Annotated in this window: 25 protein-coding genes and 1 pseudogene; 11 read left to right on the forward strand and 15 right to left on the reverse strand. The window is 47.9% G+C overall.

What is annotated here, in order from left to right; all coding sequences use genetic code 11:
- Positions 1-40 precede the first annotated feature (40 nt).
- Positions 41-559 (forward strand): cupin domain-containing protein, encoded by a 519-nt coding sequence (locus M1D71_RS28105; RefSeq protein ID WP_458124547.1) that lies wholly within the window; start codon positions 41-43, stop codon positions 557-559.
- Positions 560-841: 282 nt separating this feature from the next.
- Here M1D71_RS28105 and M1D71_RS28110 read toward each other — a convergent pair whose 3' ends face one another.
- From M1D71_RS28110 to M1D71_RS28145, 8 genes and pseudogenes are all read right to left on the reverse strand, one after another.
- Positions 842-1,921 (reverse strand): DUF1835 domain-containing protein, encoded by a 1,080-nt coding sequence (locus M1D71_RS28110; RefSeq protein ID WP_458124548.1) that lies wholly within the window; start codon positions 1,919-1,921, stop codon positions 842-844.
- A gap of 66 nt (positions 1,922-1,987) precedes the next feature.
- Entirely contained in the window at positions 1,988-2,647 is a 660-nt protein-coding gene (locus M1D71_RS28115) for a TVP38/TMEM64 family protein (RefSeq protein WP_458124549.1), read from the reverse strand.
- A gap of 271 nt (positions 2,648-2,918) precedes the next feature.
- Positions 2,919-3,356 (reverse strand): annotated as a pseudogene (locus tag M1D71_RS28120) (HNH endonuclease); the annotation flags it as partial.
- Between the two features lie 1,578 nt (positions 3,357-4,934).
- Positions 4,935-6,110: an acyltransferase gene (locus M1D71_RS28125; protein ID WP_458124550.1), complete on the reverse strand. Its 1,176-nt coding sequence runs from the start codon at positions 6,108-6,110 to the stop codon at positions 4,935-4,937.
- 213 nt (positions 6,111-6,323) lie between these two features.
- Positions 6,324-6,809: a GyrI-like domain-containing protein gene (locus tag M1D71_RS28130; protein WP_458124551.1), complete on the reverse strand. Its 486-nt coding sequence runs from the start codon at positions 6,807-6,809 to the stop codon at positions 6,324-6,326.
- Between the two features lie 110 nt (positions 6,810-6,919).
- A complete protein-coding gene (locus M1D71_RS28135) occupies positions 6,920-7,822 on the reverse strand; it encodes a deoxyribodipyrimidine photo-lyase (protein WP_458124552.1) in 903 nt (300 codons plus the stop codon).
- A 57-nt stretch (positions 7,823-7,879) separates the two neighbouring features.
- A complete protein-coding gene (locus tag M1D71_RS28140) occupies positions 7,880-8,086 on the reverse strand; it encodes a hypothetical protein (protein WP_458124553.1) in 207 nt (68 codons plus the stop codon).
- 168 nt (positions 8,087-8,254) lie between these two features.
- Entirely contained in the window at positions 8,255-8,674 is a 420-nt protein-coding gene (locus M1D71_RS28145) for an SRPBCC family protein (RefSeq protein ID WP_458124554.1), read from the reverse strand.
- A 228-nt stretch (positions 8,675-8,902) separates the two neighbouring features.
- Between M1D71_RS28145 and M1D71_RS28150 the strand changes: the two genes are divergently transcribed.
- On the forward strand, positions 8,903-9,670 hold the full coding sequence (locus M1D71_RS28150) for a class I SAM-dependent methyltransferase (RefSeq protein WP_458124555.1): 768 nt from the start codon (positions 8,903-8,905) through the stop codon (positions 9,668-9,670).
- A 245-nt stretch (positions 9,671-9,915) separates the two neighbouring features.
- Here M1D71_RS28150 and M1D71_RS28155 read toward each other — a convergent pair whose 3' ends face one another.
- Both M1D71_RS28155 and M1D71_RS28160 read right to left on the reverse strand, forming a co-directional pair.
- Entirely contained in the window at positions 9,916-10,950 is a 1,035-nt protein-coding gene (locus M1D71_RS28155) for an NADH:flavin oxidoreductase/NADH oxidase (protein WP_458124556.1), read from the reverse strand.
- Between the two features lie 48 nt (positions 10,951-10,998).
- Positions 10,999-11,190 (reverse strand): tautomerase family protein, encoded by a 192-nt coding sequence (locus M1D71_RS28160; protein WP_458124557.1) that lies wholly within the window; start codon positions 11,188-11,190, stop codon positions 10,999-11,001.
- A 407-nt stretch (positions 11,191-11,597) separates the two neighbouring features.
- On the opposite strand from M1D71_RS28160, the gene pepT reads away from it, so the two are divergent.
- The gene (gene pepT / locus M1D71_RS28165) at positions 11,598-12,836 is read left to right on the forward strand and encodes a peptidase T (RefSeq protein ID WP_458124558.1); all 1,239 of its coding nucleotides are present in this window, start codon (positions 11,598-11,600) and stop codon (positions 12,834-12,836) included.
- A gap of 130 nt (positions 12,837-12,966) precedes the next feature.
- On the opposite strand, the gene M1D71_RS28170 is transcribed toward pepT, so the two are convergent.
- Positions 12,967-13,659, reverse strand: coding sequence for a Crp/Fnr family transcriptional regulator (locus tag M1D71_RS28170; protein WP_458124559.1), 693 nt, complete (start codon positions 13,657-13,659; stop codon positions 12,967-12,969).
- A 663-nt stretch (positions 13,660-14,322) separates the two neighbouring features.
- On the opposite strand from M1D71_RS28170, the gene M1D71_RS28175 reads away from it, so the two are divergent.
- Positions 14,323-14,787 (forward strand): methyl-accepting chemotaxis protein, encoded by a 465-nt coding sequence (locus M1D71_RS28175; protein WP_458127372.1) that lies wholly within the window; start codon positions 14,323-14,325, stop codon positions 14,785-14,787.
- A gap of 143 nt (positions 14,788-14,930) precedes the next feature.
- On the opposite strand, the gene M1D71_RS28180 is transcribed toward M1D71_RS28175, so the two are convergent.
- Positions 14,931-16,367, reverse strand: a complete 1,437-nt coding sequence (locus M1D71_RS28180; protein ID WP_458124560.1) for an alanine/glycine:cation symporter family protein — start codon at positions 16,365-16,367, stop codon at positions 14,931-14,933.
- 329 nt (positions 16,368-16,696) lie between these two features.
- On the opposite strand from M1D71_RS28180, the gene M1D71_RS28185 reads away from it, so the two are divergent.
- The gene (locus M1D71_RS28185; RefSeq protein WP_458124561.1) at positions 16,697-17,626 is read left to right on the forward strand and encodes a response regulator; all 930 of its coding nucleotides are present in this window, start codon (positions 16,697-16,699) and stop codon (positions 17,624-17,626) included.
- Positions 17,627-17,799: 173 nt separating this feature from the next.
- Here M1D71_RS28185 and M1D71_RS28190 read toward each other — a convergent pair whose 3' ends face one another.
- The gene (locus M1D71_RS28190; protein WP_458124562.1) at positions 17,800-17,976 is read right to left on the reverse strand and encodes an aspartyl-phosphate phosphatase Spo0E family protein; all 177 of its coding nucleotides are present in this window, start codon (positions 17,974-17,976) and stop codon (positions 17,800-17,802) included.
- Positions 17,977-18,444: 468 nt separating this feature from the next.
- Here M1D71_RS28190 and M1D71_RS28195 point away from each other — a divergent pair, with 468 nt between their 5' ends.
- Both M1D71_RS28195 and M1D71_RS28200 read left to right on the forward strand, forming a co-directional pair.
- Complete coding sequence (locus tag M1D71_RS28195) at positions 18,445-19,068, forward strand: acetate uptake transporter (protein ID WP_458124563.1); 624 nt, start codon at positions 18,445-18,447, stop codon at positions 19,066-19,068.
- Positions 19,069-19,437: 369 nt separating this feature from the next.
- Entirely contained in the window at positions 19,438-19,950 is a 513-nt protein-coding gene (locus M1D71_RS28200; protein WP_026081401.1) for an acyl-CoA thioesterase, read from the forward strand.
- Positions 19,951-19,976: 26 nt separating this feature from the next.
- Here M1D71_RS28200 and M1D71_RS28205 read toward each other — a convergent pair whose 3' ends face one another.
- Positions 19,977-21,053 (reverse strand): anthranilate phosphoribosyltransferase, encoded by a 1,077-nt coding sequence (locus tag M1D71_RS28205; protein WP_458124564.1) that lies wholly within the window; start codon positions 21,051-21,053, stop codon positions 19,977-19,979.
- 18 nt (positions 21,054-21,071) lie between these two features.
- A complete protein-coding gene (locus tag M1D71_RS28210) occupies positions 21,072-21,665 on the reverse strand; it encodes an ANTAR domain-containing response regulator (protein WP_458124565.1) in 594 nt (197 codons plus the stop codon).
- Positions 21,666-22,256: 591 nt separating this feature from the next.
- On the opposite strand from M1D71_RS28210, the gene nirB reads away from it, so the two are divergent.
- From nirB to cobA, 4 genes are read left to right on the forward strand one after another with little or no spacing between them, the layout of a single operon-like run.
- Positions 22,257-24,698: a nitrite reductase large subunit NirB gene (nirB, locus tag M1D71_RS28215; protein WP_458124566.1), complete on the forward strand. Its 2,442-nt coding sequence runs from the start codon at positions 22,257-22,259 to the stop codon at positions 24,696-24,698.
- Positions 24,699-24,714: 16 nt separating this feature from the next.
- Positions 24,715-25,032: a nitrite reductase small subunit NirD gene (gene nirD / locus M1D71_RS28220; RefSeq protein ID WP_076213936.1), complete on the forward strand. Its 318-nt coding sequence runs from the start codon at positions 24,715-24,717 to the stop codon at positions 25,030-25,032.
- A gap of 37 nt (positions 25,033-25,069) precedes the next feature.
- Entirely contained in the window at positions 25,070-25,945 is an 876-nt protein-coding gene (locus M1D71_RS28225) for a formate/nitrite transporter family protein (RefSeq protein WP_458124567.1), read from the forward strand.
- Between the two features lie 2 nt (positions 25,946-25,947).
- Positions 25,948-26,718, forward strand: a complete 771-nt coding sequence (gene cobA, locus M1D71_RS28230; protein ID WP_458124568.1) for a uroporphyrinogen-III C-methyltransferase — start codon at positions 25,948-25,950, stop codon at positions 26,716-26,718.
- Positions 26,719-26,755: the final 37 nt, after the last annotated feature.

Consider the following 26,755-nt stretch of genomic DNA (forward strand, 5'->3'; position numbering starts at 1 on the left):
CTTTGAGGATATCGGGTAATTTATCATGAGGTGATATGAGATGGATGAACGAAAAAAGAACATAGAGACGTTATTCCTTCAGGATAATGGTCTAATTCCCAATCATCCGACGTTGCCTGTGCTTCTGTATAAGAACGTATGGGCAGAAGAGGCTCTTCATGCAGAATCGTTGCTGAACCGTAATGGGTGGGGAAATAGCTGGTTGAATGGTGTGTTCAATTATCATCATTATCATAGTAATGCTCATGAGGCTCTTGCTGTGGTGAGTGGATTCGTGAAGCTGATTCTAGGCGGGGAAAACGGACAGAAGGTATACCTTCAAACAGGCGACGTTGTTGTACTTCCTGCTGGAACAGGACATAAACGCCTGGAGTCTAGCACCGACTTTCGTATTGCCGGTGCCTATCCGGGCGGCATGAGTTACAACACACGAACAGGTGAGGAAGGCGAGCGACACAAAGCGCTTCAGGAGATTCAAGAGGTTCCAATCCCGCATACTGATCCGGTCTATGGACAACATGGGCCACTAATGAAACTCTGGAATGGGAAGAAATCATAACAGAAATGAAATTAATAAAGAAGCATGTTATTTAACAATACACAGGAGAAGTCGGTCCATTAATCAACAGAAACAAATAGACTGTTCCCCGGACAAGTAGGAGAATCATGCCGGAGAACAGTCTATTTTAATTAGGGAAGCTTGGCTGCTGGAACCTTAGACACATTGCATAATATCCAACCTGTTATACAAGAGAAAATGTCCATTTCTTCCGTCTTATTACTACATCTTCGATCTCGTCGCTCTTTCTTACTATCATGTGGCTATCAATCTTAGTCCCTTTTAGCAATCAGCAAGTCGGACGCTGTAGTACCTCATCGCAAGCGGCTTTCCATCCATCTCCAGTTGGCCTTGTAGCACCAGTTGTCGCAATCGATACTCCACGAACGAAGCACTTATGTGTTGACTACTCGTACCAATCACTTCACCCACAATACGTGCTGCTCGGATATACTTGCCTGGCTCCCAGTTGGGTGTCAGTTCTCTCACCTTCTTCATAATGTACTCATCCAATGCATCTTCAGGCAGACTACGAATCTCGCCATCCTCCATCATACGTAACTGCCCAGGCTGTGCCGAAAGTTCCAGCCACTCTTGTTCCAGTTGGCGGCGCTCCTGCTTCGACAGCGGCTCTTGCCCTGAGCAGACCTGCCACATCGCCAGAAGCTTCTCCGGAAGAATCTCGCCTGTATGGAGCACATCGTATTGAACGTCAGGACGATTGAATAATTGCTGATATAGTCCACTCGTCTCGATAAGATATATGGGACTCTCACTGCTACGCAATAAATGCATGGCGAAAAGTAGCCCGGTCTTTTCATGAGCATTGTTCGTATACCAGATAATAATCGACGTCTGGGAATCAATGGACTGTATGGTGGCGTTTAGCTCAAATAATGATTCCAGTTCATGCATGGCATATGCCTCACGGTCATTGAGACACAATCGTTCGGTAAGCCAGAGATGCCTGCGCTGCAAATCTGTACGAAGGGTCAGATCACCTAACGGCCCCACCGCATAATCATCATCCACGGAGAAAAAACTCCGTTTTTCCCGATCAGGTAATGTACTCAAGCCCACTTTCAGACTACCTAGAGGTGAATCTCCAAACGTAATATGAATTTCATTTGGCTTGTCAGCCTCGGCCAAAGCCTGTTGCTCCAGCCGCCCCAGATCAAAAGGGGTATCCATATCCCGAAACAGGGACTGTATTGTTTCCGCAAAATCTACTATTTCACCTTGCTCTTCCTGCTGCTTGACCACGAGTGCTGATTGCATATAGAGCACACGCAATAGTGAACGAAGTTCATTTTCATTCAAACGATTTAACATTCGGCTGAATGCATAGATATCGTCAATCATGCTGACCTCCTCGAGCTAGCGTCAATGTTGCAAAAAATTATATATCTACACCCATAACTTCTTTGATTAAGAGGAAATCGATTTTCCAGAGGGTTGATTCAGATCATGTAGGTCTTCACCATCTGACGACGACCGGGTAAAGTGTCGCTCCAATTTGCGGCTTGCCCATAGGGATACGGCTATGAACAGCAATACGCCTACCCAGCGTATAGGGTGCTCCAGAAATTGTTCCACATTGGAACCAATATACGTAACAGAGAAGATCATGATTGCTTTGCCACAGCCCACTGCCAGCAGGAAGGATAATAACCGCATTCGTGCGATACCTGCCGCCACATTAATAATGACAAACGGACCTACCGGGAAGATGCTCAGCAGAAAGACATAACCGAACGCGTTCCTCCGAATCCATACCATGCTGCGCTGCACACGGGGTTTACGTGCCCATCGTTCCACAAAAGCGGATTTCCCGATCTCCCTTACAATCAGAAACGTAACGGTACAACCGAGAACCATGCCGATCCATGAATATAAAAACCCTGCCCACAGACCGTATACCGCACCGTTCACACCCACAATTAATAGCGTTGGCAGTGGCGGCACAAATGATTTCATAAACGTAAGCAAAATTCCCGGTAACGGGCCCAAAGAGCGAAACTTCTCCAGCCAGAAACGAATATTTTCTTCCGTGATATATGACATAATGTCCAATGCTGCCGGGGTCATCTGCATCCATCCAATCTGTACAGTCTACTTTCTAGTTTGGTTATTCCACATGCAACTTCATCATTCAAACAAATGCTGAAACACATCCTAACTAACGTCCTCCCAGTATAACGTACATCTTCGATGAACACCGTTGTCAATTTGAAGAAATTATTGCACAGCAAACTTACGTTCCACCAAAATAATAAAAGCACGCCTCGACCTCTTCGGTCTTGGTGTGCTTTTATTATGAGAACCCCTATTCACACTATGTTGGGGGTATCGTATCCGTTTATTCCAGCTGTGCTTCCTGCATTGCAAGTTCAATTAATTCTGCCTGATGTGCTGCATTCCATTCCGGAATGCCTGAACGCATGAACTCTTCGGCATCCATCGCTGCTTTGGACTGGTTGCACAGATTGCAGGCGCAGACACAGTTGAGCGGGGTGGTATGTCCACCTTTGGCACGCGGCAGCAGATGGTCAATCGTATCTCCATACGATCCACAGAAGTAACAGGTGTAGTGATCCCGGGTCAAAATATACCGCTTGAAATCCTTATTGCTGAACAATCGACGAATCGTGTACCGATTGACCACCACAGCAGCTTTTTCCTTGACCAGCGTGACCGCAAGCTCCATGTCCACTTCCTGATGCCAACGCCTGCCCTTGTCCGTCTTGCCTCGCATCCGTACCATACCTTGTCGGTTGGTCCGGAGCGAAGCCGGATCTTCCGGGTCGATGGCCACCGGGGTCGCCGGAGTCTGACGGCGGGGACGGCCGTCCATTCCAGCTGCGTGACTGCGGCTGGAATGCGCGGGGCGCTGCCCTGTTGTACTACGGGCAGCTTCTTCGCCGTTCGCCTTGGGCGCACGCTCCTTGCGCGCCTGGCGCGGCTTGGACCCTGGCGAGCCAGGCTGGCGCACGGGCGCAGGAGGCCCTGCCTCCGCAGCAGCCCCCGGCGCTTGCCCAGGCTCGCGCCCGGTGGCGGCAGGCTGTGCCTCCGCCGCCGTAGGTGCAGCGACCGTGGTGGCATCGCCACGGTCGCTCAGGGCCGGCGCATGGGCCTCAGCAGCTACGCTGCGGGCCTGCCCTGCGCCGGGCGCGAGCGCGGCAGCACGCTTGCGGCGCCGCTTGCGCTTGCGTTTGGCTGCGGTCTGTTGATCCGCAGCCATGGGCTCTGCTGCCGGGCCTTGCGGCTCAGTCGGCAGCAGAGCTTGGGCCGCCGCGGTCTGCTCGGCGGCCTGGTCTGCAGCGGCAGCTCTCGCGCCAGCCCGCTGTGCAATGCCCTTATCATTCGCAGCAGCATGGCCCTGCGAATGCCCTTCTTCCCCACGCCAGCGCTCACGTGGCTGTGGCTCAGCTCCCAACTGACCTGCCGAGCCATCACGCTCTAAGCTCGTCTCCGCTTGCTCATTGCCCGTGAGAATCTCTGCACGTTTGCTCTTCCGGCGTCTTCTCCTCTTCTTCCGGTTGCCCGAGGAAGAAGTACCTGAAGAAGTCACCAAGTCAGCATGTGCGGGATGTTCATCCTCTGCAGAAGATGACTCAGCCAAGGGCAGTGAGTCCAGACGTCCCTCCGGCTCAGTCATGGCAGCAGATCTCTGCTTCACATAAACAGTCCGCTCTCGTTCATTCTTCGCTGAGGCAGACGGCCGGTCAGTAACCTCACGGGTCTCCAAGCCATCCCGTTGACGCCCGATCCGTTCATTCGTTTGTTCGCTCACGCTTGAACCGGTATCGTGATCAGCCTGTCCACCGAGCTGACGACAGCTGCGACAGGCTCCCCGTCTGGCTCCGGGGCCTGCCCGCTTTCCGGTTCTGCGCCGGAATTCGGACATCGACCGCTGTTGTCCGCAATACATGCATGTCTTGGTCAATCGCGCTTCTTGTTCCGTCTTTCCTTGCCGGAAAGGGGCTGGCCCCGTCTCCATGTTGTCACCTCGGTTCCGAATGAATCCGGTTTCTTTCTATTGTATCACATCTGCTCGTGAACACCGTCATGGCCATAGGCCTGATAATCTTTCGAATTGTACTCCTGTGTCTGTTCACTGCATTCGTGAAGAATGTGTTCCACATATTCCAATATATCTTGCATCGGTCTCCCGCATTTATCGCATGTTGTCATTTTTCTCACCTTAATCCTGTTCTTAGAAGTTCCGTTCCGACTTATGATTACCCCTCGTACATGATAAAGAAACACCCGTTCCCCACATCACACTCATATGAATAGACCAAAAAAACCGTTTCCTGCTCTCCCCTAAGGTCGACCAAGAAACGGTTTATTATTCCTGTATTGGCAGTGTATCTTAACGAACGTCCAATTGCCCCGAGTTCTGTTGTGGCGCCAGACGTGGTTTCGGTTTTGGCAGATTGCCAAAGATCACCCATGCATATGGAACGAACCTTGCCGTCAATCCAACGACGATCCACGAAGCGATTAGAGCTACACCGAATCCTCCGGCATACCACAGATGCACTAACCACGACACTCCTGTTTGCGGTGGATAATTCCGATACACCAGCAGGAAGAATGGATGGATCAGATAGATTCCAAAAGACAGTGCCCCAAGACGGTTCAGCGGTTTAACGATTAGCGACGGCCCTTTGCGGTATAGCAGATAAGAGATCTGGATGAGTACCAGCGCACAAGCGAAGGTATGCACATTCCAGAAGAATTCATACCACAGTGTGTTATACGTTGCAATCTTCAAACGCAGCTGATAATAGATGTACACATGGCCCAGTCCGGCAATGATCCACACCGCCCAGAGCAGAATCCATGAAGCTACGCGCCCTTTGGTTGCATTAGCCCGACTGATAACGAACCATTGCTTGATTTTAGGAAAGTACACCCCGATAAATGCCCCAAGCATGAAATAGGAAAAGTACGAGAATGCCCAGCTTCCCTTATTGGGTACCTGGAATCCATATTTATTACTTACGATGAATGCCCATTGAATCAATAACCCAATGGGTACAGACCATTTCACCACGGAAGGATACTTCTTGAGCAGCCATAACACCAATGGGAATAACAGATAGAATTGCATGTTAATAAACACAAAGTACAGATGTGTATAGGCCTTACCCGTAAACAATTTCGTAATGAAACTTAATGTGGATTCACCGAACGGTCGGCCCTGGTAATGTGTGAAATGCAGGATAACAAAATACATCAATGAGAACAGGAAATATGGAAGCAAAATATACACAAATCTTTTCTTGTAAAAGTTACTTACGAGTTTCTTGTCCAGCGGACGGGAATAATAGTTATAGAACAGTACGAAACTGCTCATAAAAATAAAGGTAGGCGTACCATATTTCATAAAGATATTAATAAAGTTGTACAGCCAGTAATAGCCCGAACCGGTCATGTCCACCGTCGCGTAAGAAGTGGAATGCACACTCAGTACGCCGATAATCGCCATGGCACGTACCAGATTCAGCTCCGGAATCCGCTCTCTTTTCAGTGTTTCACTCATGTTAACGTTTCTCCTTCATGTGTTCGTCAATATGTCAGATATGACTTAATACGATAAAGCTCTCTATCTATTAAAAGCCATAATGCTTAAGATGGGTAGTCCATTTTCTTAACAATTCCTAAATTTTCATCATATTTCACACTATTTTCATGTCTATATATGTAAAAAAGACCGCGAGTACGCGGTCTTAAAGCCCTCAATCCTTAAATTATTTTATTTTGGTTCTACTGGTATAAAAATGGTAAACTCGGGCTCTGGATCATATGGATCCTGATTCATCGGGTACACTTCATAGTGTGTAAGAGGACCTTCCGATACCTTATGACCCTGATCCTCTATCCAGGCATAGATACGATTGTAGGAGGATTCCACGGGCTGTCCTTTCACATGGCTACACGCTGCATAGTCATGGGCCGGAACATGGATATTCACCATGCCTTTCGGAATCAACTGTGCTCCCCTTTCACCGACCTGGACCGCTACATAATGGACGAATCCTTCATTTGTCATATGATAAGACAGCCCCAGAAGTTCATCCGGATGAAGCAGATCCGTGATTTCATGCAGACGACGCTTGAATTCCGCTTGTACGACTCGGATGCCTCCCGCTCCCGCCTCCGCGAAAGTGCCCTCCCATTGCAAACCGATGATCGTAGTCGCTTTCTTATGTACCAACGCAGCAGATCGATCTTGTTCCATATTTTTCACCCTTCCACTCGATTTTTTCTCAGGCCTGTGCTGTTGTCCCGTTCCTGACTCTATTTTATACTAATACTGTGACAAATCCTGTCAGTATAACCTATGATTTTTCAGGAGTGAACTGGATATGACCAAGACGGAACGTTTGATTGATCATATGTAAAATAGTGACTCTCATAGACTGCCCGATACAGGTAGAAGTCACGGAAGCACAGCTGCCTGATCCATTCCCCTGCCTCTGCCGTGCGGCTCGCCGCATCATACATCTTGCGAATGGATACAGCCCCCACTGCCACGTAAGAACTGAGATGGCTCGGTTCGTAGGCCTCATATTCATCCCGATGATCACCGTATTCAGCAATTCTATCCGATAAGAATTGATCCAGCATAAGATGCGGGTCATCATCATCCGAATCACTGGACTCCAGCAACTCCGGAGGTACCCTCATCGCATCCGGCCATTCAATCTGGCGATTACTCACCTTCAACTCTGCAACCGTTGTTGTCGAAGGAGGGTTGGGATGTTCATTCATGAACTCCACCCACCGCCGATGGAAAGCCGCAAATACCTTATAAGGCTCCGACTTGCCTGTAAAATGTGCAAATCCATTCAAATCCATCAGTAGATGATCCGTCAATTGCGTGAACGAAACATCGTACGCCTCACTAACCTTACGTATGGCTCTGTCCCGCTCCATCGCATATGGCGTCATGTCCCGGTGGACCACAATCTCATTAATATCGTCTTTGAAATACTTAAGGATGAAATCAACCACTTCAGCCGGTTTGCCATAAACAACATGCAGTTTTCGTCTGGCTTCAAGATACTGTCTACCTAGTTTCGCCGCATGCTGTAGAAAATTAACGCCGCTGTGTTCCTTCTCTCGGCTCTGGCGCAGCAGAAATGGATCATAGATGAGTACATGCACACTCTCATCTTCGTGTTCCCGCAAATCATCGAATGCAGCCAGATCATCCGTACGCAGATCTTTGCGGTGTATGAATAGTTTCACGCCTCACCCTCCTACCTGAACTTATGATGTGTCAGGTTCCTATATTACCTGCTTGTTTCAGGCTCCGGATGATGTGCACCGGAGTTCCCTTGCTTTGGCTCTCGCCCAGTAGTAATCACGCCCTTCCAGATAATCAGCACGATAGAGTGGAATCATATGCCTCAGGTCATCAACATTGTCTGATGTGATGGCATTGTAGACCACGGCTCTCTCGAATTGTTCCACGTCTCTTACGTACCGGTTTAAGTACATAACCCAGTGCATGCAGCTCGAATGCCTCCACCGCATGATCGGCGTAAGCCGTTGAAAGAACCCCAAGCCGACTTCCACCGAGTGAACGGGCGGATCGACCTGGGGTTGCACTTAATTCTTGTATCTAATCTTGGCGTTTTCGAAACTGTTCAGTCTGCAGCCAGCGACGCTTGTTCGCTTCTACTTCACAACTTGGGCAAGCTTCTGAACAATCCCGGCCCATCCCTGCTCCATACGTTCGCGCACCATGGCGTGAGCCTGTCCAAACTCAGTCAGTTTATCCGCATCCCAACCGCTGTGAATCAGTGTGAAATCCGTCCCTTCCGGCTGTTCAAGCAGTTGGAACGTCAAAGTCCAGTCTTTCCCCCATCGAAATGATAACTTCTGTAGCGGAAGTACCTCCGTCACCTGACAAGGCGATTGACCAAAGGGTCCTGCTTCCAATATAAATTCATGACCTTCTACGGCTTCCAGATTCCCTGGCATGAACCAGGTCCCCAGTCCTTCCGCTGTCGAGACCATCTCCCACACTCTCTCTACAGGTGCATGAAGCAAAAGTTCCTGCCGGATATCCGGTAATGCACTTGATGATGATTCCACTCGTATCGCCTCCTTGGATATATCTCATTCATTGTTTGAGTTTTGAAGATAGATGTCAAATTGGTTCGTATAGTATATAATTGGAACATATTACATAAAAGGTGCGTGATCCCCATGATAGTCTGCTCTGAAAAATCCAATTCCAACCGTTACCGGAAGGGATAATCTTAATGACCTCCCTTCCACGTTTTCAATCAATTACATTTAAATGTGGGGGATACCTATGCCATGTCATTCCGTTATTATGGTCCATTATGCACCGCCGTTTATGATCTAACGAAACCCTTGGGACACTCCTTGGGAGGAGACATTGAATTCTATCGCCATTACCTTCGAGGCTGCAAAGGACGTATCCTTGAAGCCATGTCTGGTTCTGGCCGAGTGCTCATTCCTTTGCTTGAAGCTGGGCTGAAAGTAGATGGCCTTGATTACTCAACAGATATGATTGACTCCTGCCGTTCTCGTTGCAAGGAGCGGGCATTGCCCATGCCTGAGCTGTTCGTTGCCGATCTGGAGAAGCTTGATCTTCCGTATCGATACGAAGCCATTATCATTCCCGGAGGTTCTCTGCTCCTCATCCAAGACAGACAGGCGTCGATTAACGCATTGCGTAATCTATTTCAACATCTGGAACCTGGAGGCAAGCTCGTTTTTGATCTGTTTCTGCCCGATGTGACACAGCCCTCTTCGGTAGAAACATCAACCGTACCATTACCCGATGGTGATACGATCACGGTAGAAGTGAAAACCATCGAAGTGAACCTTCTTCACCAGTACAAAGTGAGTCTGATTCGCTATGAACAATGGCATCAGGGCGCTCTTGTTGCTACCGAGATGCAACAACTTACCCTGCGTTGGTACGGCGTAGAAGAGTTACGCCTAATTCTCGAACATATTGGATTCTCCGACATCAAAGTGTACGCTGATTTTAATCCGGATCAGCCACTTACACAGTCAAATCAAAAATTCGTCTATGAAGCAACTCGAAGGGCATAGTCATCATACAAAATCAGGCCACAGAATGAGGTTTAACCCATGCTGTGGCCTATTTTACTATATAAAATTTGCACTAACATATACACGAAAACGCAGAGGACAGAAATAGCCTGAAGAAGCGGAGCGTTCGCCTTTATCCTCAGATTTTCACCTTTGTAAAAGTGAATCAAAAAATCTGGGGATAACAGCGATCGGAAGGTTATTCTGTCATCGGAGTGGCAAGTGTAAATATAATTTAGAGCAAATTAGTATCCACGAGAATATTGCTCCGCAATGGCGGCTTGATCCTTGCTGACACCCAGTTCCAGAGCCGCATGGTTCGCCCAGTACGGATCGCGCAGCATACCTCTGCCAACCGCAACCAGATCCGCATCTCCGTTGCCAATAACCGCCTGAGCCAGAGCTGCATCCTCGAGCATTCCCACTGCGATGACAGGAACGTTTAATTCTTCACGGAAACGACGGGCAAATGGCAATTGGTAACCTGGATAGTTACCAGGTTTCCGTTGTCCGGAAGGGCCTTCACCGCCTGAGCTGACATGGAACATGTCCACGCCTGCGTCCTGGTAGGCACGGGAGATATGAATCGTATGCTCGATGTCATATCCACCATCCGCGTATTCTACAGCCGAAATCCGCAAAATGAGCGGCATGCCTTCCGGCATTTCCTTTTTCACAGCACGAATGACTTCAACCCCAAAACGGGACAGATCCTGCCCATACACATCCTCGCGATGGTTCATCAGCGGAGAATGGAACTGGTGAATAAGGTACCCGTGTGCGCCATGCAGCTCAATTGCATCCACTCCCGCCTGTACTGCGCGGCGAACACCGTCTGCGAACTTCTGCACCATGCCTTCTGCCTCTTCCGTACTCAAAGCACGAGGTTCCTTGTACTTCTCTCCAGGGAATGTGACCACTGACGGGGCAACGGGTTGCTCTGCATCCTCTGCTTTCCGTCCCGCATGTGCAATCTGAATGGCTACTTTGGAGCCGTAAGCATGGATTCCATCGACAAGTTTGGTGAAGGCAGGGATATGCTCATCTGACCATATTCCCAAGTCATTGTCCGTAATGCGTCCATCTGGGTCCACATCCGTCATCTCGATTACAATCAGTCCTGTACCTCCAACCGCGCGGCTCACATAGTGAACCTGATGCCAATCGTTCGGGATGCCATCCTTCGCCGTCACGGAATATTGGCACATCGGTGCCATGACGACACGGTTACTTAATTGCAAATTTTTAAATTGATAGGGGGAAAATAATTTCTCAGTCATTTATACTGCACCTCCTGTTCCTTAATCATGATATTTATGAAACCTTACTTATTGGTCCAAGTCCGAAAACAGTTTCCCGTTCTTGCCATAGTTGTCCTTCTCCAGATCCTCAATGAAGATAAAGACCTTGCTCGGATCAACATCCAGTGTCTCACAAGCCACTTGGGTCATACGTTCAATCAACTGACGTTTCTGCTCCGTCGTCTTGCCTTCCAGTACCTTAACGGTGATAAATGGCATGTCTTGAACACATCCTTTCTTCACTGATTATTATGAACCTGACGTATGGAAATGCAAGTACGTACATTTTGGTGCCTAGGGCCCTTTTGGATACTGGTCATCCTCACATATCGGTTCTGCCCATTCTGGAAATGACTGCAAAACATGATATGATAACCATAGAGATACGCAAGAATACTATACCCAATTCACATAAGTTGTGACTAACGGTTACACGATAACGGAGAGGGCAGAAATAACCTGTAGAAGCGAAGCGTTCGCCTTTATCCTCAGATTTTCACCTTTGTAAAATTGGATCAAAAAATCTGGGGATAACAGCGATCAGAAGGTTATTCTGACCTCGTAGTGGATCAGTGTAAAACAAGTAGTTCAACTTATATACTACTCAAACTAGGGAGAGATTATAGATGAAGGATATATTAATTCAAAGACTGAGTACTTATGTTCGGATGGACACCCAATCCGATGAAAATAGTGAGACATGCCCTTCCACATCCGGCCAGTTGGAATTGGGCAAACTGCTCGTGGAAGAATGTAACTCCATTGGTCTACAGGAAGTGACAATGGATGAGAACGGTTATGTCATGGCTACATTGCCGTCCAATACCGACAAGGATGTTCCCGTGATTGGTTTCCTGGCTCACCTTGATACAGCGACCGATTTTACAGGTAAAGATGTTAAACCGCAGGTTATCGATAACTATGACGGTGGTGACATTGTTCTGAATTCGGAACTGGACGTTGTGCTGTCCAACAAGGATTTCCCGGAACTCCACGAATATAACGGCCACACGCTGATTACAACGGACGGTACAACGCTGCTTGGGGCAGACAATAAAGCTGGCATTGCCGAGATTATGACGGCGATGGCCTATCTGATTGAGCACCCGGAAGTGAAACACGGTAAGATTCGGGTTGCATTTACCCCGGATGAAGAGATTGGCCGTGGACCCCACAAATTCGACGTAGCTGCTTTTGGAGCCAAATATGCTTACACGGTCGACGGCGGACCCCTTGGTGAGCTGGAATACGAGAGCTTTAACGCAGCTGCCGCCAAGATTACATTACGAGGCACCAATGTACATCCAGGAACAGCGAAGGATAAAATGGTGAACTCTCTGAAAATCGCGATGGAATTGAATCGACGCCTGCCTGCAGAAGAAGCTCCCGAATTCACGGATGGTTATGATGGGTTCTACCATCTGTTGTCCATGGAGGGTGACGTTGAGCTGACGAAAATGAGCTACATCATCCGTGATTTTGACCGGAAGAAGTTTGAAGAGCGTAAAACAAATCTGCTCCATATCGCAAACGAACTGAAGACCAAATACGGAGAGAAAAGCATCACTGTAGAGTTGAATGACCAGTACTATAACATGCGTGAGAAAATCGAACCGGTACGCCAGATTGTAGACATTGCCCATGAAGCCATGACCCGACTGGACATCGAACCGGTTATTCGCCCGATCCGAGGAGGTACTGACGGTTCCCAGCTATCGTATATGGGCATGCCAACACCGAATATATTTACTGGCGGTGAGAACTACCATGGCAAATTCGAATATGTATCGGTAGACAATATGGTTAAGGCAACTCGTGTCATTGTAGAGATCGCTCAATTGTTTGAGCAACGCGGCGATATCTAATCTGCTTGAAGCGCGGTGCACCAAGAGCACCCTCTGGTATATTCCGGAGGGTGCTCTTGGTTGTGTTTTATTGTATTTTATTAGGTCATGTCATATAGATACGCCAGCTTGGCCTTTAGTTTATAAGCCATCACTCATATATATTGCCTCCCGCGATGGCGCGCAGTTGTTCCAGATCACAGATTATAAGCTTCCGCTGCACTTTGCGAATAATATTTCGATTACACAGCTCGTGAATGACCCTGTTGAGATGTCTGTAGCTGGTACCCAGCATATCCGCCAGTTCGGTCAGTTTGGAGGTCTGAATCTCTTCCGAGGAGGGCTCGTTCGGGTCCATCGTGGACAACAGGTAGCTGGCAAATCGACTCTCTACCGGATATAGCATATTCAGACTGGACAGGTTGGAGAAGGTGTCCAACTTGTGCGTAACTTGACTGAGCATGAAGTGAAGAAATTTAGGATTCTCTGCATACGTATTCTGGAGAGAGCGATAGCTAATACCAAGCAACAGACTGTTGCTCACAGACTCTACCGTATTCTTGGCCTCCTTGCCATTAACCAGCTCCAGATCGCCCACGAGTGCTAATGGTGTACTGAAACGGAGCAACAGAGACTTGCCGTTAGACAGTGTGGTATAGATCTTGAGCTTACCCTGTACAAGAAAATACAATCGTTCAGGTCGTTCACCTTTGGCACAGATCAATTCGCCTTTGGCAGCCTCCAGCAGTCTTAATTCTGCGAGTGCAGGCTCGTCCAGCACCTGGTCCAACCCATTCTCACGTGCGAGCTGGCGCACAAGTCCAAAATCCATGATTTCTTTCATATCGACTCCCCCTCCGTTGCTCTATTTAACGTACACAAAAGGACACATGTCCTAGATTTGATATACATCCGTACAAATATCTTGATATAAAAATAGTTACAACTAGCACTTATATCCAATAAATCATTTTAGATGGGAAATATTTTAAAATTTAATCATAAAATGTTCATTCTTTTAAGAGAATGCCGTTCACGAAAGGCCATTTCTGTCCGATGATAGATAGAGTCATTCCATAGAACGTTAATATATTTTGTTCAAATATTGAAAGGATGGTCCTATTCCATGAACATTGTAGATGCACTGCTTAAAGTAATGCCTTATATCAGTCAGATTCTCAGAGAACCAGCAAGCTTAACGGTATATGATCACGAGAAGGTATTGGAAGTCATTACCAATGATAGGTTTGACCTTGGTTTTGAAAAAGGAATGGCGCTCTTGGATTCATTTCAAAACTTTGCCGTCTTAAAAAATGGAAGAGAAGCCAGCCTTTCTACGATTCCCAAGGAGGTATTTGGTATTGAACTGGATACCCTGAACATTCCGATCTTTGATGATCATCAACAAGTCGTCGCTGTTTTCTGTGTATCTTACGACCAATCGAATCAGAACCAACTTGAAGACATTATACAAGAAAATCAAACCATCAATGGTAACCTGGTTGATATGGTGCAGCATGTCGCCGCTCATGCCGAAGAATTGCAAGCAACCAGTGAGCAGATTTTGCAGAACACAAGACTTGCTGTTCAGAATTCTTCCCAAATCAACAAGGTAGCCGGGTTCATTCGAGAAATCTCCGAACAAACGAACTTGCTTGGCCTGAATGCCGCCATTGAAGCTGCCCGTGTTGGTGAAGCGGGTGCCGGCTTCGGTGTAGTTGCATCCGAAGTACGGAAGCTCTCTGTGGATGCCAAACAAGCCACAAGTGATATCGATACCAGTCTGAGAGATGTACAACAGGTGATCAAACAGATGGAAGTTGAAGTGTCCCAGATCGCTGCCTCTTCACAGGAACAAGCGACGCTTGTATCCTCCTTCACAGATGTCATCGAGAAGCTCAATGACACAGGCGAGCGAATGAAGATTCTGTCTGAACAACTGATTAGCTACTCCATTAACAAACAATCATAATGTATCTGTTAGATGAACTTCGGCTAGTCCGAGGAACAATCTACTATGTATGTAACAAACAGGACTCGGGTTGCCCAATGATGGATAATCCAAGTCCTGTTTATTATGTCTATTTGTATGAATTAACCCCATTCAGCTCCATCTTATTTCAGCACATGGACTGATTTATCCCCAATAACTTCTGCTTCGGATTCCCAGCACTCCACCTCACCCGGAATATGAATGCGGTCCCGTGTAAAGATCGGGTCACGCCCTTCAGCTTTCTGTTTCTTGTAATCCTTCAGTGCTTCAAATGTCACCTTGGACAGCATCAGAATAGCAATCAGGTTCACCACAACCATGAGCCCCATGAACAAGTCTGCCAAATCCCATACCAGCTGCACCTTGGCAACCGCACCGAAAATCACCATTGCGATAACGCAAATACGGTATACCCACAGCCAAACCTTGTTGGACTTGATAAATTCAATGTTGGTTTCACCGTAGTAATAGTTTCCGATTAGCGTACTGAAGGCAAACAGGAACACCATGACCGCCAGGAATCCTGATGCCCATGAGCCAATGTGTACACTTAATGCAGCCTGAGTCAATTCAATGCCACCCAGATTGGAACCTTTGTACACCCCGGATAGCAAAATAATCATGGCTGTGCTTGTACATATAACAAGCGTATCTATCAGCACGCCAAAAGCCTGAATAAGTCCCTGCTTCACCGGATGTGTTGCATCCGCTGTTGCAGCGGCATTCGGGGCACTACCCATGCCCGCCTCATTGGAGAACAATCCGCGTTTTACACCGTTCATCAGCGCAGCACCCAACGTTCCTCCAGCGACCTGTTCAATGCCAAAGGCACTTTTGACGATCAACGCGATCATGGCTGGAAGCTGGGTAATGTTCGCCAGCACCACAAAAGCCGCTACCCCAATGTATAATACGGCAAGTACAACGACAATGTACTCCGATGCTTTTGCAATCCGTTTGACACCGCCCATAATAATTCCTGCAAATATTACAGCCATAATGATACCCACCGTTAACCGATCCGTACCGAATGAGTTTTCGAATGCGACAGTAATCGTATTGGACTGCACCGCATTAAAGACCAAACCGAATGAGAGCGTAATGAGAATGGCAAATAGAATTCCCATCCAGCGTTTGCCCAACCCACGTTCCATATAATACGCAGGACCCCCACGGAATCCGCCCTTATCCTTCACTTTATAGATCTGAGCCAGCGTGCTCTCCACAAAACTGGAGGCTGATCCGATAATTGCAATGATCCACATCCAGAATATTGCACCAGGTCCTCCCAAAGCGATGGCCAGTGCAATACCGGTAATATTCCCTGTACCTACGCGGGCCGCCATACTGATACAGAAAGCCTGAAATGGTGAAATTTTGCCTGATTCCTTGCTTTTCGGTTCTCGAAGCACCTTTATCATATCTCCAATCATGCGGAATTGCATGAATCGGGTTTTGGTGGTGAAGTATATACCACATACTACCAAAAGTATAATTAAGACTTTGGACCATAGAAAATCATTGAAAATGACGACAATATCTTGTATTGTTTGCTCCATCGGTATGCCCCTTTATAGGTGTATTTCACGTACAGAGATGGGTCACATGAAAAGTTTGTACCATTCTGCACAACTCTTGACCCAGACTTTGGGATGTTACTTATACTACAAGTACATCTACGAAAATCGACAAATACCTACATGCAATCTCTACATTTATTTTAAAAATGGGCGTTGCTCGCCTAATCTTTGTCACTTAACCTGACATGTCAGGTTCTATGCAAGAAGGAAAGGAACGATTACACTGGAACGAGAGTTCGCGACGGAGTTAACCGTCTTTACCATAGATTTATCGATCACACCATTCGCAGAGAAAGGAGATGACGGATATGCGTTATTTTATTGTGGATGATGATCCTGGCGTTCGTTCCATGCTGATGGATATTATTGAGGATGAAGGACTTGGCGATATTGCCGGAGAAGCTGAGGACGGAGCACAGATTCACGCGGAGATATTGGAGTTGCATAAGGTCGATGTACTGCTGATTGATCTGCTGATGCCACAACGGGACGGGATTCAGACCGTGCGTGCCCTTGAAGGAAGGTTCGAGGGCAAGATCGTCATGATCTCCCAGATCGAGTCGAAAAACATGATCGGAGAAGCCTATTCACTAGGGATTGAATATTATATTACGAAGCCGATTAACCGGCTGGAGATTCTATCCGTTCTGCGGCTGGTGGGCGAGAGGTTGCGTATGCAGCAATCCATCGCAGATATTCAGCGTACATTGCAGGGATTGTCCGGATTTCATTCTACCGAGCGCACTGCCACTCCGGTTCCAGATAAAACAATTACTACAACGGGACATTTCTTGCTGTCCGAGATGGGCATGATTGGAGAAGCTGGCAGCAGGGATCTGCTGGACATGCTGGAATATCTGGAGCAGGTGGAGACAGAGGAACATAAATTGTCGCCCTACACGTTCCCTTCCCTCAAAGACATCTTCCAGAATGTAGCCATTCGCAAGCTGGGATACGATGCCCCACTCGCTGAGGTGAACAAGGAGATTAAGGCGTCAGAACAACGTGTCCGCAGAGCCATCTTCCAGACCCTGAGCCATGTGGTCTCCCTGGGATTAACGGATTATACACATCCCAAGTTCGAGAACTATGCATCCAAATTTTTCGATTTTACCGAAATCCGCAAGAAAATGCTGGAGTTGCAAAACAATGTGGAGCCTTCCCTGTCCCAGACCCGCATTAATACGAAAAAGTTCGTACAGGTATTATATTTGGAAGCCAAACGGTTGCTGCATTAAGCAGATTGATGATGAATACGATGCAAAAAACAAACGGACATGAATACTACGCCGGTAGGTATACCTCATTAACTGAGGCTGTCCATTCCGGCTATATCCATGCCCGATTATACGATCAGGCGTTACTCATCTATGTGATTCGTTTCTGTATATAAAATCAAAATCCTTCAGGTTCAGCCCCGTGGATGATTTCGGCTAATTCGGTTGTACTCATTGATCAATTCGTCCAATGCCTTAGACTGCCGAATTACATCGGGATGCCCAAGACCACCCTTGTTATGCTCCACCAGCATATGAAGGTTATGTCTGGCCTTCTCTATTTTATTTTTCAAATCCAAACTCATAACCATGACCCCTGATACCTCCTTATTCTGTGAACCATTTTAGTTTTTCCTGTCAATCTATATTTGAATAACATATGGCATAGGGGACAAGAATGTTTTGTATTCTTCTCCAAATTTTGATAAATACTATTCTATCATACAAGAGTGTATCCGCGAAAGACTGATGCAACGCCCTTTTACCCGTTAACGAAGAGCTGGATTCTATGGATTGACCTCACTGCCGCCTTCCAGAATCGAATGTGTCGTTATTGTGTATATTTAAATGTAAAATTGGTTTCCTAATCCTGACATAAGTCTTACAATGATTCGTCTATTGGTGCAAAAGGTAATAAAATCCCTTTCCATAACGGTGCCATTCAGGTACAATAGGGCGATGTGTGTGTCCGGACCCGGCGGATACAAAGGATGTAATTTAGAGGACGGCTAACGACGGCCATGATCCTGATTTGATATTATTGGAGGCTTATCATCACCATGCAGACTGATTCACAGACTAAAGTCAAAATTGTTAATGCCGATCCCAGCGCAATGGGATTATTTGGGTTGGCTATTGTAACCCTGGTCGCTTCTTCCCAGAAGCTTGGCATTACAGAAGGACTTAGCTACGCTATTCCTTGGGCGATCTTCCTGGGTGCTTGTGCCCAGTTATTCGCTTGCATTCAAGATTCCAAACGCAACAACACCTTTGGTACAACGGCTTTCGGCGCGTACGCATTCTTCTGGTTCGCCATGGCTGCCAACTGGATGATCAAAATGGGTGTATTCGGCTCCACGCTTGCTGAACAAGCCGATGGCAAGCAGCTCGGATTTGCTTTTGCCGGATACCTGGTATTCACCCTGTTCATGACGATCGGTGCTATTGAAGCGAATAAAGTATTGCTTATCATCTTCATTCTGATTGACTTCCTGTTCCTTGGTTTGACCTTTGATGCTTTCGGCGTAGCTCCTCACATTTTCCACACCATTGCAGCATACGCTGAACTGGCGATCGGAATTGTGTCCCTGTACGGTACAGGTGCTTCGGTACTGAATGCTCACTTTGGCTATACGTTCTTGCCGATTGGCAAACCGTCCGGCATCTTCAAACCCAAGGCTTAATATACAGCAGTAAACCGCCAGCGCGCCGGTCCGCGCCTGGCGGTTTTTTTGCAGTCTGACTTCAATGAACGACGAATTCGACCGACACTTATACTAAGGATACTATAAGTTAACTAAACATTTACACGGAACGTAGAGGGACAGAAATAACCCGGAGAAGCGAAGCGTTCGCCTTTATCCCCGGATTTTTTCTTTTATAAAAGGAATCATAAAAATCTGGGGATAACAGCGATCGGAGGGTTATTCTGTCACCGGAGTGGCCAGTGTAAATAATCTTTAGTTGAACTTATATAAATCAAATGCACAGCAGCCATACTGTAAGGAGGAAAAAGTATGAGAGAGATACCGAAACCTACGGAGATGGATCAGGTGGAGAAAAAGTATGTACGCGAAACGCGTTGTTTTAAGACGGCACGAGTGTTTCCAACCGATGTCAACAATCATAACACACTGTTCGGCGGCAAGCTGATGTCCTACATCGATGATATCGCATCCATCGCTGCTTCCAAACTGTGCCGGGTCAATACCGTAACGGCTTCAACCGACTCTGTCGACTTCCTGTACCCGATTAACCCGACAGATTCCGTTACGCTGGAATCGTTCGCGTCCTGGACAGGACGAAGTTCCATGGAGATTTTTGTGAAGGTGATTCGTGAGGATCTGAAGACCGGAGAGAAGAAAATTGCAGCGACAGCTTTTCTGACCTTTGTGGCCCTGGACGAAAATAATCGCAAACTGATCGTACCTCGCATTATCCCGGAGACGGAAGAAGAGAAGAAATTATACGAGACCGCTCCGGATCGGGCGGCCATGCGGAAACAACGGCGGGAAGAGAGCAAGAAATTCGCTGACTTCCTGACCGTTACTTATCCTTGGGAATAAGAACACGGTTGAACACAAGCAATACATTATCTGGACGATGCCGGATAGATGGACATTGGTCTGCTATCCGGCAGTTCGCCACCCATGGAGACACACCACTGCTGGTAGAGGCGATATGCTGCTCCACTCTCCAGCAACCCCTGACAAGTGTATATGCCCTCTTCAATGGAATTGACACGTCCGGCCGTGTACAAGCGGAAGCCTCCATTTAACAATACCTGATTCACAAAAGCAATATGACCCTCTCCGCTTAAAACACTTTCTGCCACTTCGAGCTGTTTGGCAGCCGTCCATACCAGTTCCGGCACAGGCATATCCAGTTCATAAGCTGCGGGGTCAATCAGTTCCAGCTTCATATCTCCGTCTTCTACTGCGTATACGCGGGTTGGCCGATCGATGTACAGATCCTCAGAACCTTCCATTCCCTGTATCACATAAGCACGGCGGTAGGCAAAGCGGGTAAGCAGCTTCGCAATCCGATCCAGAAAGGTATTATGAAACACACCAAACACGAGGTATGGTGAACGGTTATAATCTATCAGTTTCTCTGCCGTATTAAACACCGTGCGGAAGCCCAACTCTTCCCGTAACGGACGAAGCTTACGAAGAGGCGCGCACCAATCCTCGGAAGACACGTACATGACACCCGAACGCATTGCAGCACTCCGGGCATCTTCACGATCCATCTTACCTGTATCTATTCCTGCTTCCTTCAACAATACCGACAACGTAACGCCCCATTTGGGTGGTAAAGGATCACTCCCGTGTAAAGTCACCGGCAACCCCGCCGCTGCGAGTACAAATGCAACCGGAAACGTAGCCATGAATGACTTTGTCCGTCCGTCATAAGGACCGGCACAGTCCAATCCGTCCTGAAATACGGAGAAACGTTCCGCACTGTTACGACAAGCATGAACAAAGGCTTCCAGTTCCTCGACGTTTTCCATTTTCATACGTTCAGCCATAAGAAATGCAGCCGTCTGGGCAGGGGAAACCTCCTGTTTCAGGATTTTCTCTGCTACGGTCAGTGCCTCTGTATAATTCAGATCACGCGAGCCTCGTTTCCCACGTCCGACCTCTCGGAGTATCTGAGACATATCCATGGAGAATCCTCCTTCCGATTAAGACTGGAGCAGTTGATGCGCCTTCACAATCGCTGTAGCCACATCGACCATCCGTTTGCGTTCATCCATCGCTTTCTTGCGTAACAGGTCATAGGCTTCGGCCTCGGAGATCTGCTTCAGATCACTAAGGATAGCCTTCGCCATATCAATCCACTTCCGATCTTCCAGTCTGGATTGCAGCTGCTTCCGTTCCTGCTCCCACTGCTTGCGTTCCATGTAGCGGCGGGCTGCAAAGTGAAGGGTCCAGTGGATCTCCGGTCCGGTCATCGATGGTGTAAGTATTCCATCAAGTGAGGTTTCGACCTCGCAGGATTCTGCGGAAGAAGAGGCCGTGTCTGGCGCGCACCACCAGAGCAACGGGGTATCCGACTTCCCCTTTCCCAGGCAATTCCCCCAGTATTCCACATCAGTCAGGGATAGGTGCAAAATGGATGCTTCCGCCTCACGAGCCAGCTTCAGCACTTCCGATTCGCTGCCTGCCACCTGTACATGGTACCCGTTTGCTCCCAGCAGCTTCTCCGGTGTCAGAGGGATTGCATCGGATGAGGCAGCTATCGTTGGTTGTACACGGATGACCAATAAAGATCGCATGATGGATCAATCCCTCCCTATTACGTATAGTCAGAGTCCCTAACATTTAAGGCGTTAATACATAAAAGCAATAAATGTGTCATGTTACCTAACAAAAACCAAATAGTCATGATTATACGTTCTGAATTCAACATGTTGATAAGCATTTCATGCCTCGCCATCCTGCAATAAAAAAGGGTTAAATAGTGTCCATGGCACCTTTTCTACAGTTTAATTCGTATCCGGTATGCTAATTTCATCTAAATCCTTCAATCTTATGAAGGTATGTCCATAAAACGTCGTCGTCCCATTTGATATTCCAATAAACTCATGTAAACATAATTAACTTTAAATTTCAAATACTTTTTTATGTTAACTATCTTGACATGGTTAGATCGATCTTTTATAGTTAAGCCATAACAACTCCATATTTGAATCGATCACAGTTACAACGGCGTAGCTGGTTGAAACGGCAATGAAGCCTGTTTTGCAATCTCGGAGCAAGGAATGCGTATGTATATGCGTAGTCCTCCGAGGCATAACAGGCTTTTTCGATTTTAGAGACAAGGTTTTGAGGCAGTTTGCAGAATGGACCTAAGGGGGCTAATCATAATGAGTACAACGAAAAAACTGGTGCTGGTCGGTAATGGCATGGCGGGAATCCGCACAATTGAACATATCCTTAAGCTTGCTCCGCATGCTTATGAAATTACAGTCTTCGGCGCAGAGCCGCATCCCAACTACAACCGTATCATGCTATCCTCTGTATTGGCTGGCGGAACAACGATCGAAGATATCGTAATCAACGAGTGGAGCTGGTACGAAGATAACGGCATTCGGGTATACCCGGGTGATCCAGTCGTTCAGATCGATGCCGAGTGCAAGGAAGTTGTATCTCAGAATGGTGTACGCGCAACCTACGATGAGCTGATTATGGCAACGGGTTCACAGGCGTTCATCCTGCCACTTCCCGGCGCTAATAAGGAAGGCGTTATCGGATTCCGTGATATTAAAGACTGTGAAACGATGATGGAAGCATCACAAAAGTATCGTAAAGCTGCCGTCATCGGAGGCGGATTGCTTGGACTGGAAGCAGCGCGGGGGTTGCTCAATCTGGGCATGGACGTCACTGTCATCCATATTAACGGCCATCTGATGGACCGGAATCTGGATTTGCCGGCAGGCCTAATGCTTCAGCGGGAGCTTGAAGAGCAGGGCATGAAGTTCCTTTTGAACAAACATACCGAAGAGATCACGGGGAAACATCGCGTAAAAGCCATACGTTTCACCGATCAAACGGTACTTGAAGCAGATCTGGTTGTCATGGCTGTCGGGATTCGCCCTCAGATTGAGCTGGCTCGCAATACCGGCCTCGATGTGAATCGCGGGGTCATTGTAGATGATTATATGCATACCAGCACCCCTGGCATCTCTGCCGTCGGCGAATGTGCAGAACACCGTGGCATTGCTTACGGACTGGTTGCTCCATTATATGAACAAGGTATGGTGCTCGCGAAACGCCTGGCTGGCGCGGCAACCGAAGGATACGAAGGTTCAGTCACTTCTACCAAGCTGAAAGTATCCGGTGTTGACGTATTCTCTGCCGGACAATTCAAAGACGCTGCGGACACTCGCAGCATTCGTATTCAGGATGACGTCGATGGTGTGTACAAAAAGATGGTAATCAAAGACGGAAAGTTGATCGGGGCTGTATTGTTCGGAGATACCACAGACGGCGCATCCCTCTTCTCCCTCATTAAGAGTGGCGAGAACATCAGTGGTCGCGAGAAAGAAATTTTGCTCGGCGTACCTTCCGGTGGCTCCGGATCTGGCCCATCTGTCGCAGAACGAATGGCCAGTATGCCGGATGACGAGATCGTCTGTGGTTGTAACGGTGTTACCAAGGCTTCCATCGGGGATGCTGTTCTGAATAAAGGCTGTAATACGCTCGGTGCAATCAAGTCCTGTACCAAAGCTTCCGCTTCTTGCGGCGGATGCAAACCTATTATCGAAAATCTGCTCACGTATTACGCAGGTGATAATGTAGGCGAACAGACCAAAGAAGGCATCTGTGGCTGCACATCCTATGATCGGGATGAGATTGTTGCTCAGATCAAGGAGATGGGACTCAAAAGCGTGAAGGAAGTCATGAATGTTCTCGGTTGGAATGAACCGGAAGGCTGCTCCAAGTGCCGTCCTTCCCTCAACTATTATCTCGGTATGATCTGGCCGGCTGAATACACAGACGAGCGTGTATCCAAATTCACCAATGAACGTTATCACGCAAACATCCAGAAGGACGGTACCTACTCCGTTATTCCACGGATCTATGGTGGTGTCACTTCCCCGGCGGAATTGATCAAGATTGCGACTGTTGCAGAGAAATACGATGTGCCTTTGGTGAAATTCACGGGTGGACAACGACTCGATCTGCTTGGTGTTCAGAAGGAGAACCTGCCGAAGATCTGGGAAGAGCTCGATATGCCTTCCGGTTTCGGTTATGGCAAGGCGCTGCGTACGGTGAAGACTTGTGTAGGTAATACGTTCTGCCGATTCGGCACACAGGATTCCATTGAGATGGGTATTCGTCTGGAGAAAAAACTCGACAAGATGGTGGCTCCAGCCAAAGTGAAACTCGCTGTCTCTGGATGTCCGCGGAACTGTGCTGAAGCGACCATCAAGGATCTGGGTGTTGTCGCAATTGATGGCGCTTGGGAGATTCATGTTGGTGGTAACGCTGGAGTCAAGGTTCGTGCAGCCGAGTTGCTATGTACGGTGAAGACCGATGCAGAAGTGGAAGAGTGGACTTACTCTTACCTGCAATACTATAGAGAGAACGCAAAATGGAATGAGAGAACAGCGGCATGGATTGAACGGGTAGGTCTGGATCATGTGAAGGAAGCATTGGCGGATCGGGATGTACGTCTCGCTCTGGTTGAACGTCTGGAAGTTACACTGGGTCACACGGTTGATCCTTGGAAAGAAATCATTGAAGACGAGAAATTGCGTAAAAACTTCACCCCACTGTCCGGTGCCGAGCCGGTAACTCACTAGAAGAGGAGGAACAGCAATGAACAAATTCCGGATTGGACACCTTGCGGATATTGATGAAAAGGGAGCACGGACATTCCTGATACAGGATACCGAAATTGCAGTCTTCAAACTGAGCGACGGAAGTCTGCATGCCGTCGAGAATCGCTGCCCTCACAAGGGCGGCAAGCTGTCGGAAGGCATGGTATGCGGGACAACCGTTCATTGTCCTTTGCATGATTGGAAGATTGATCTGCGTAACGGTAAGGTACATGAGCCGGATGAAGGCTGCTTGAATACCTACAAAACAGAAGTGGATGGCAACAGCGGAGAAATTTACATCACGATTGCGGGCTAAATGCTAGAGATACCCTGACATCAAGGAGGCGTGCGCTATGGATTTTGTTAAACCTGCAGAAGTGCTGCAATCGATGGTCGAAGCTGGTGAAAGCAAGGCCAGAATGAACCGGGTACAGATGCTGATCCGCGGTTTTCTGGCGGGGGCTATCCTTGCCTTTGCAACCACACTGGCATATACCGCTGTATCTCAAACTTCCGTTGGTTTGGCAGGTGCACTGATATTCCCGGCTGGATTCGTCATTATTATTCTGCTGGGTCTTGAATTGGTGACAGGAAACTTTGCGATGCTTCCACTCGCAGTGTTGAAACGTAGAATTACGTGGATGGATATGCTCCGAAATTATTTCTGGGTGATCACCGGTCATCTGATCGGATGTGCATTCTTTGCTCTCTTATACGGCCTGACCATTACGAAGATGGGTACGGATATGAGCAACCCTCTGATTCAGACGCTGATCCAGACCAGTGAAGCCAAGACACTGGGGTATCAGCATTTGGGTGGAGCAGGCATTGTTCTGGTCATCATCAAGGCCATTCTATGTAACTGGATGGTCACACTCGGGGCTGTCATGGCGATGACGTCCACTTCCACACTGGGCAAAATCGTAGCGATGTGGCTGCCCATTACGATATTTTTCGCTCAGGGATTTGAGCACGCTGTGGTAAATATGTTCGTCATTCCGGCAGGTATGATGCTCGGCGCACAGGTCAGTATCGCTGACTGGTGGCTGTGGAATCAGATTCCGGTATTGGTGGGCAATCTCATAGGCGGAGCCGTATTTACTGGTCTCGGTCTGTATGCCGCACACCACTGGGGAAATCCGGTGAAGATATCGACCAAACTGGCAACCATTCAGGGTGGTCGTTCAGGAGTGGCAAGTTCTGATGCTGCATCCAAATTGGGGACATGATCATGAGCCGGGGCCTGGTTAGTATTGTTGGCGCTGGTCCTGGAGATCCGGACTTGATTACGGTAAAAGCCCTGAAACGTATTCAGTCCGCAGATGTCATTATGTATGATCGGCTTGTGAATGACCAATTGCTCGCTGAGGCTCGTGAAGGAGCACTCCGCATCTACTGCGGCAAGGCTCCAGGCCTTCACTCCATGAGTCAGGAGATGATTGGACGGATGCTGGCTGCGCATGCAGCAGAAGGCAAACAAGTCGTACGACTCAAGGGTGGCGATCCGTTTATCTTTGGTCGTGGTGGTGAAGAAGCGCTTGTGCTGGCGGAAGCAGGGATTGCATTTGAAATCATTCCCGGTATTACTTCGGCTGTAGGTACATCCGCTTCATCCCTTATTCCGTTAACCCATCGCGGGGTTGCTTCATCCTTCGCATGTGTCACGGGAACCGGCAGTGATGGAAGTGTATCTTCGGTCCGCTGGGACCTGCTCGCCCATAGTGTGGATACACTGGTCATCTACATGGGTATTAGCCAACTGCCCCAGATCCAACATGAATTGCTTCACTTTGGGAAAAGCGGACACACCCCTGCGGCTTTAATCGAACGGGGAACTACTTCGGAGGAACGCATTATTACCGGCACACTTGCCGAACTCCATTCCCTCGCCCTGTCACATCAAGTGAATAATCCCGCATTAATTATGGTCGGAGAATCGGTCCTGATCCGCGAACAGCTGCTTCAGATGCAACAGGCCGCGAACGCCTCCATGACCGGATAATCGAATTGAATTCCTTCATCTATATCAATTGAACTAA

Source organism: Paenibacillus sp. Z3-2 (assembly GCF_054161325.1).

Bases quoted from the DNA above. Each gene is read 5' to 3' on its own strand.
- M1D71_RS28105 (WP_458124547.1), top strand. From the start codon at position 41: ATGGATGAACGAAAAAAGAACATAGAGACGTTATTCCTTCAGGATAAT.
- M1D71_RS28110 (WP_458124548.1), bottom strand. From the start codon at position 1,921: ATGATTGACGATATCTATGCATTCAGCCGAATGTTAAATCGTTTGAAT.
- M1D71_RS28115 (WP_458124549.1), bottom strand. From the start codon at position 2,647: ATGACCCCGGCAGCATTGGACATTATGTCATATATCACGGAAGAAAAT.
- M1D71_RS28125 (WP_458124550.1), bottom strand. From the start codon at position 6,110: ATGAGTGAAACACTGAAAAGAGAGCGGATTCCGGAGCTGAATCTGGTA.
- M1D71_RS28130 (WP_458124551.1), bottom strand. From the start codon at position 6,809: ATGGAACAAGATCGATCTGCTGCGTTGGTACATAAGAAAGCGACTACG.
- M1D71_RS28140 (WP_458124553.1), bottom strand. From the start codon at position 8,086: ATGCACTGGGTTATGTACTTAAACCGGTACGTAAGAGACGTGGAACAA.
- M1D71_RS28150 (WP_458124555.1), top strand. From the start codon at position 8,903: ATGTCATTCCGTTATTATGGTCCATTATGCACCGCCGTTTATGATCTA.
- M1D71_RS28155 (WP_458124556.1), bottom strand. From the start codon at position 10,950: ATGACTGAGAAATTATTTTCCCCCTATCAATTTAAAAATTTGCAATTA.
- M1D71_RS28160 (WP_458124557.1), bottom strand. From the start codon at position 11,190: ATGCCATTTATCACCGTTAAGGTACTGGAAGGCAAGACGACGGAGCAG.
- pepT (WP_458124558.1), top strand. From the start codon at position 11,598: ATGAAGGATATATTAATTCAAAGACTGAGTACTTATGTTCGGATGGAC.
- M1D71_RS28170 (WP_458124559.1), bottom strand. From the start codon at position 13,659: ATGAAAGAAATCATGGATTTTGGACTTGTGCGCCAGCTCGCACGTGAG.
- M1D71_RS28175 (WP_458127372.1), top strand. From the start codon at position 14,323: ATGGTGCAGCATGTCGCCGCTCATGCCGAAGAATTGCAAGCAACCAGT.
- M1D71_RS28180 (WP_458124560.1), bottom strand. From the start codon at position 16,367: ATGGAGCAAACAATACAAGATATTGTCGTCATTTTCAATGATTTTCTA.
- M1D71_RS28185 (WP_458124561.1), top strand. From the start codon at position 16,697: ATGCGTTATTTTATTGTGGATGATGATCCTGGCGTTCGTTCCATGCTG.
- M1D71_RS28190 (WP_458124562.1), bottom strand. From the start codon at position 17,976: ATGGTTATGAGTTTGGATTTGAAAAATAAAATAGAGAAGGCCAGACAT.
- M1D71_RS28195 (WP_458124563.1), top strand. From the start codon at position 18,445: ATGCAGACTGATTCACAGACTAAAGTCAAAATTGTTAATGCCGATCCC.
- M1D71_RS28205 (WP_458124564.1), bottom strand. From the start codon at position 21,053: ATGGATATGTCTCAGATACTCCGAGAGGTCGGACGTGGGAAACGAGGC.
- M1D71_RS28210 (WP_458124565.1), bottom strand. From the start codon at position 21,665: ATGCGATCTTTATTGGTCATCCGTGTACAACCAACGATAGCTGCCTCA.
- nirB (WP_458124566.1), top strand. From the start codon at position 22,257: ATGAGTACAACGAAAAAACTGGTGCTGGTCGGTAATGGCATGGCGGGA.
- nirD (WP_076213936.1), top strand. From the start codon at position 24,715: ATGAACAAATTCCGGATTGGACACCTTGCGGATATTGATGAAAAGGGA.
- M1D71_RS28225 (WP_458124567.1), top strand. From the start codon at position 25,070: ATGGATTTTGTTAAACCTGCAGAAGTGCTGCAATCGATGGTCGAAGCT.
- cobA (WP_458124568.1), top strand. From the start codon at position 25,948: ATGAGCCGGGGCCTGGTTAGTATTGTTGGCGCTGGTCCTGGAGATCCG.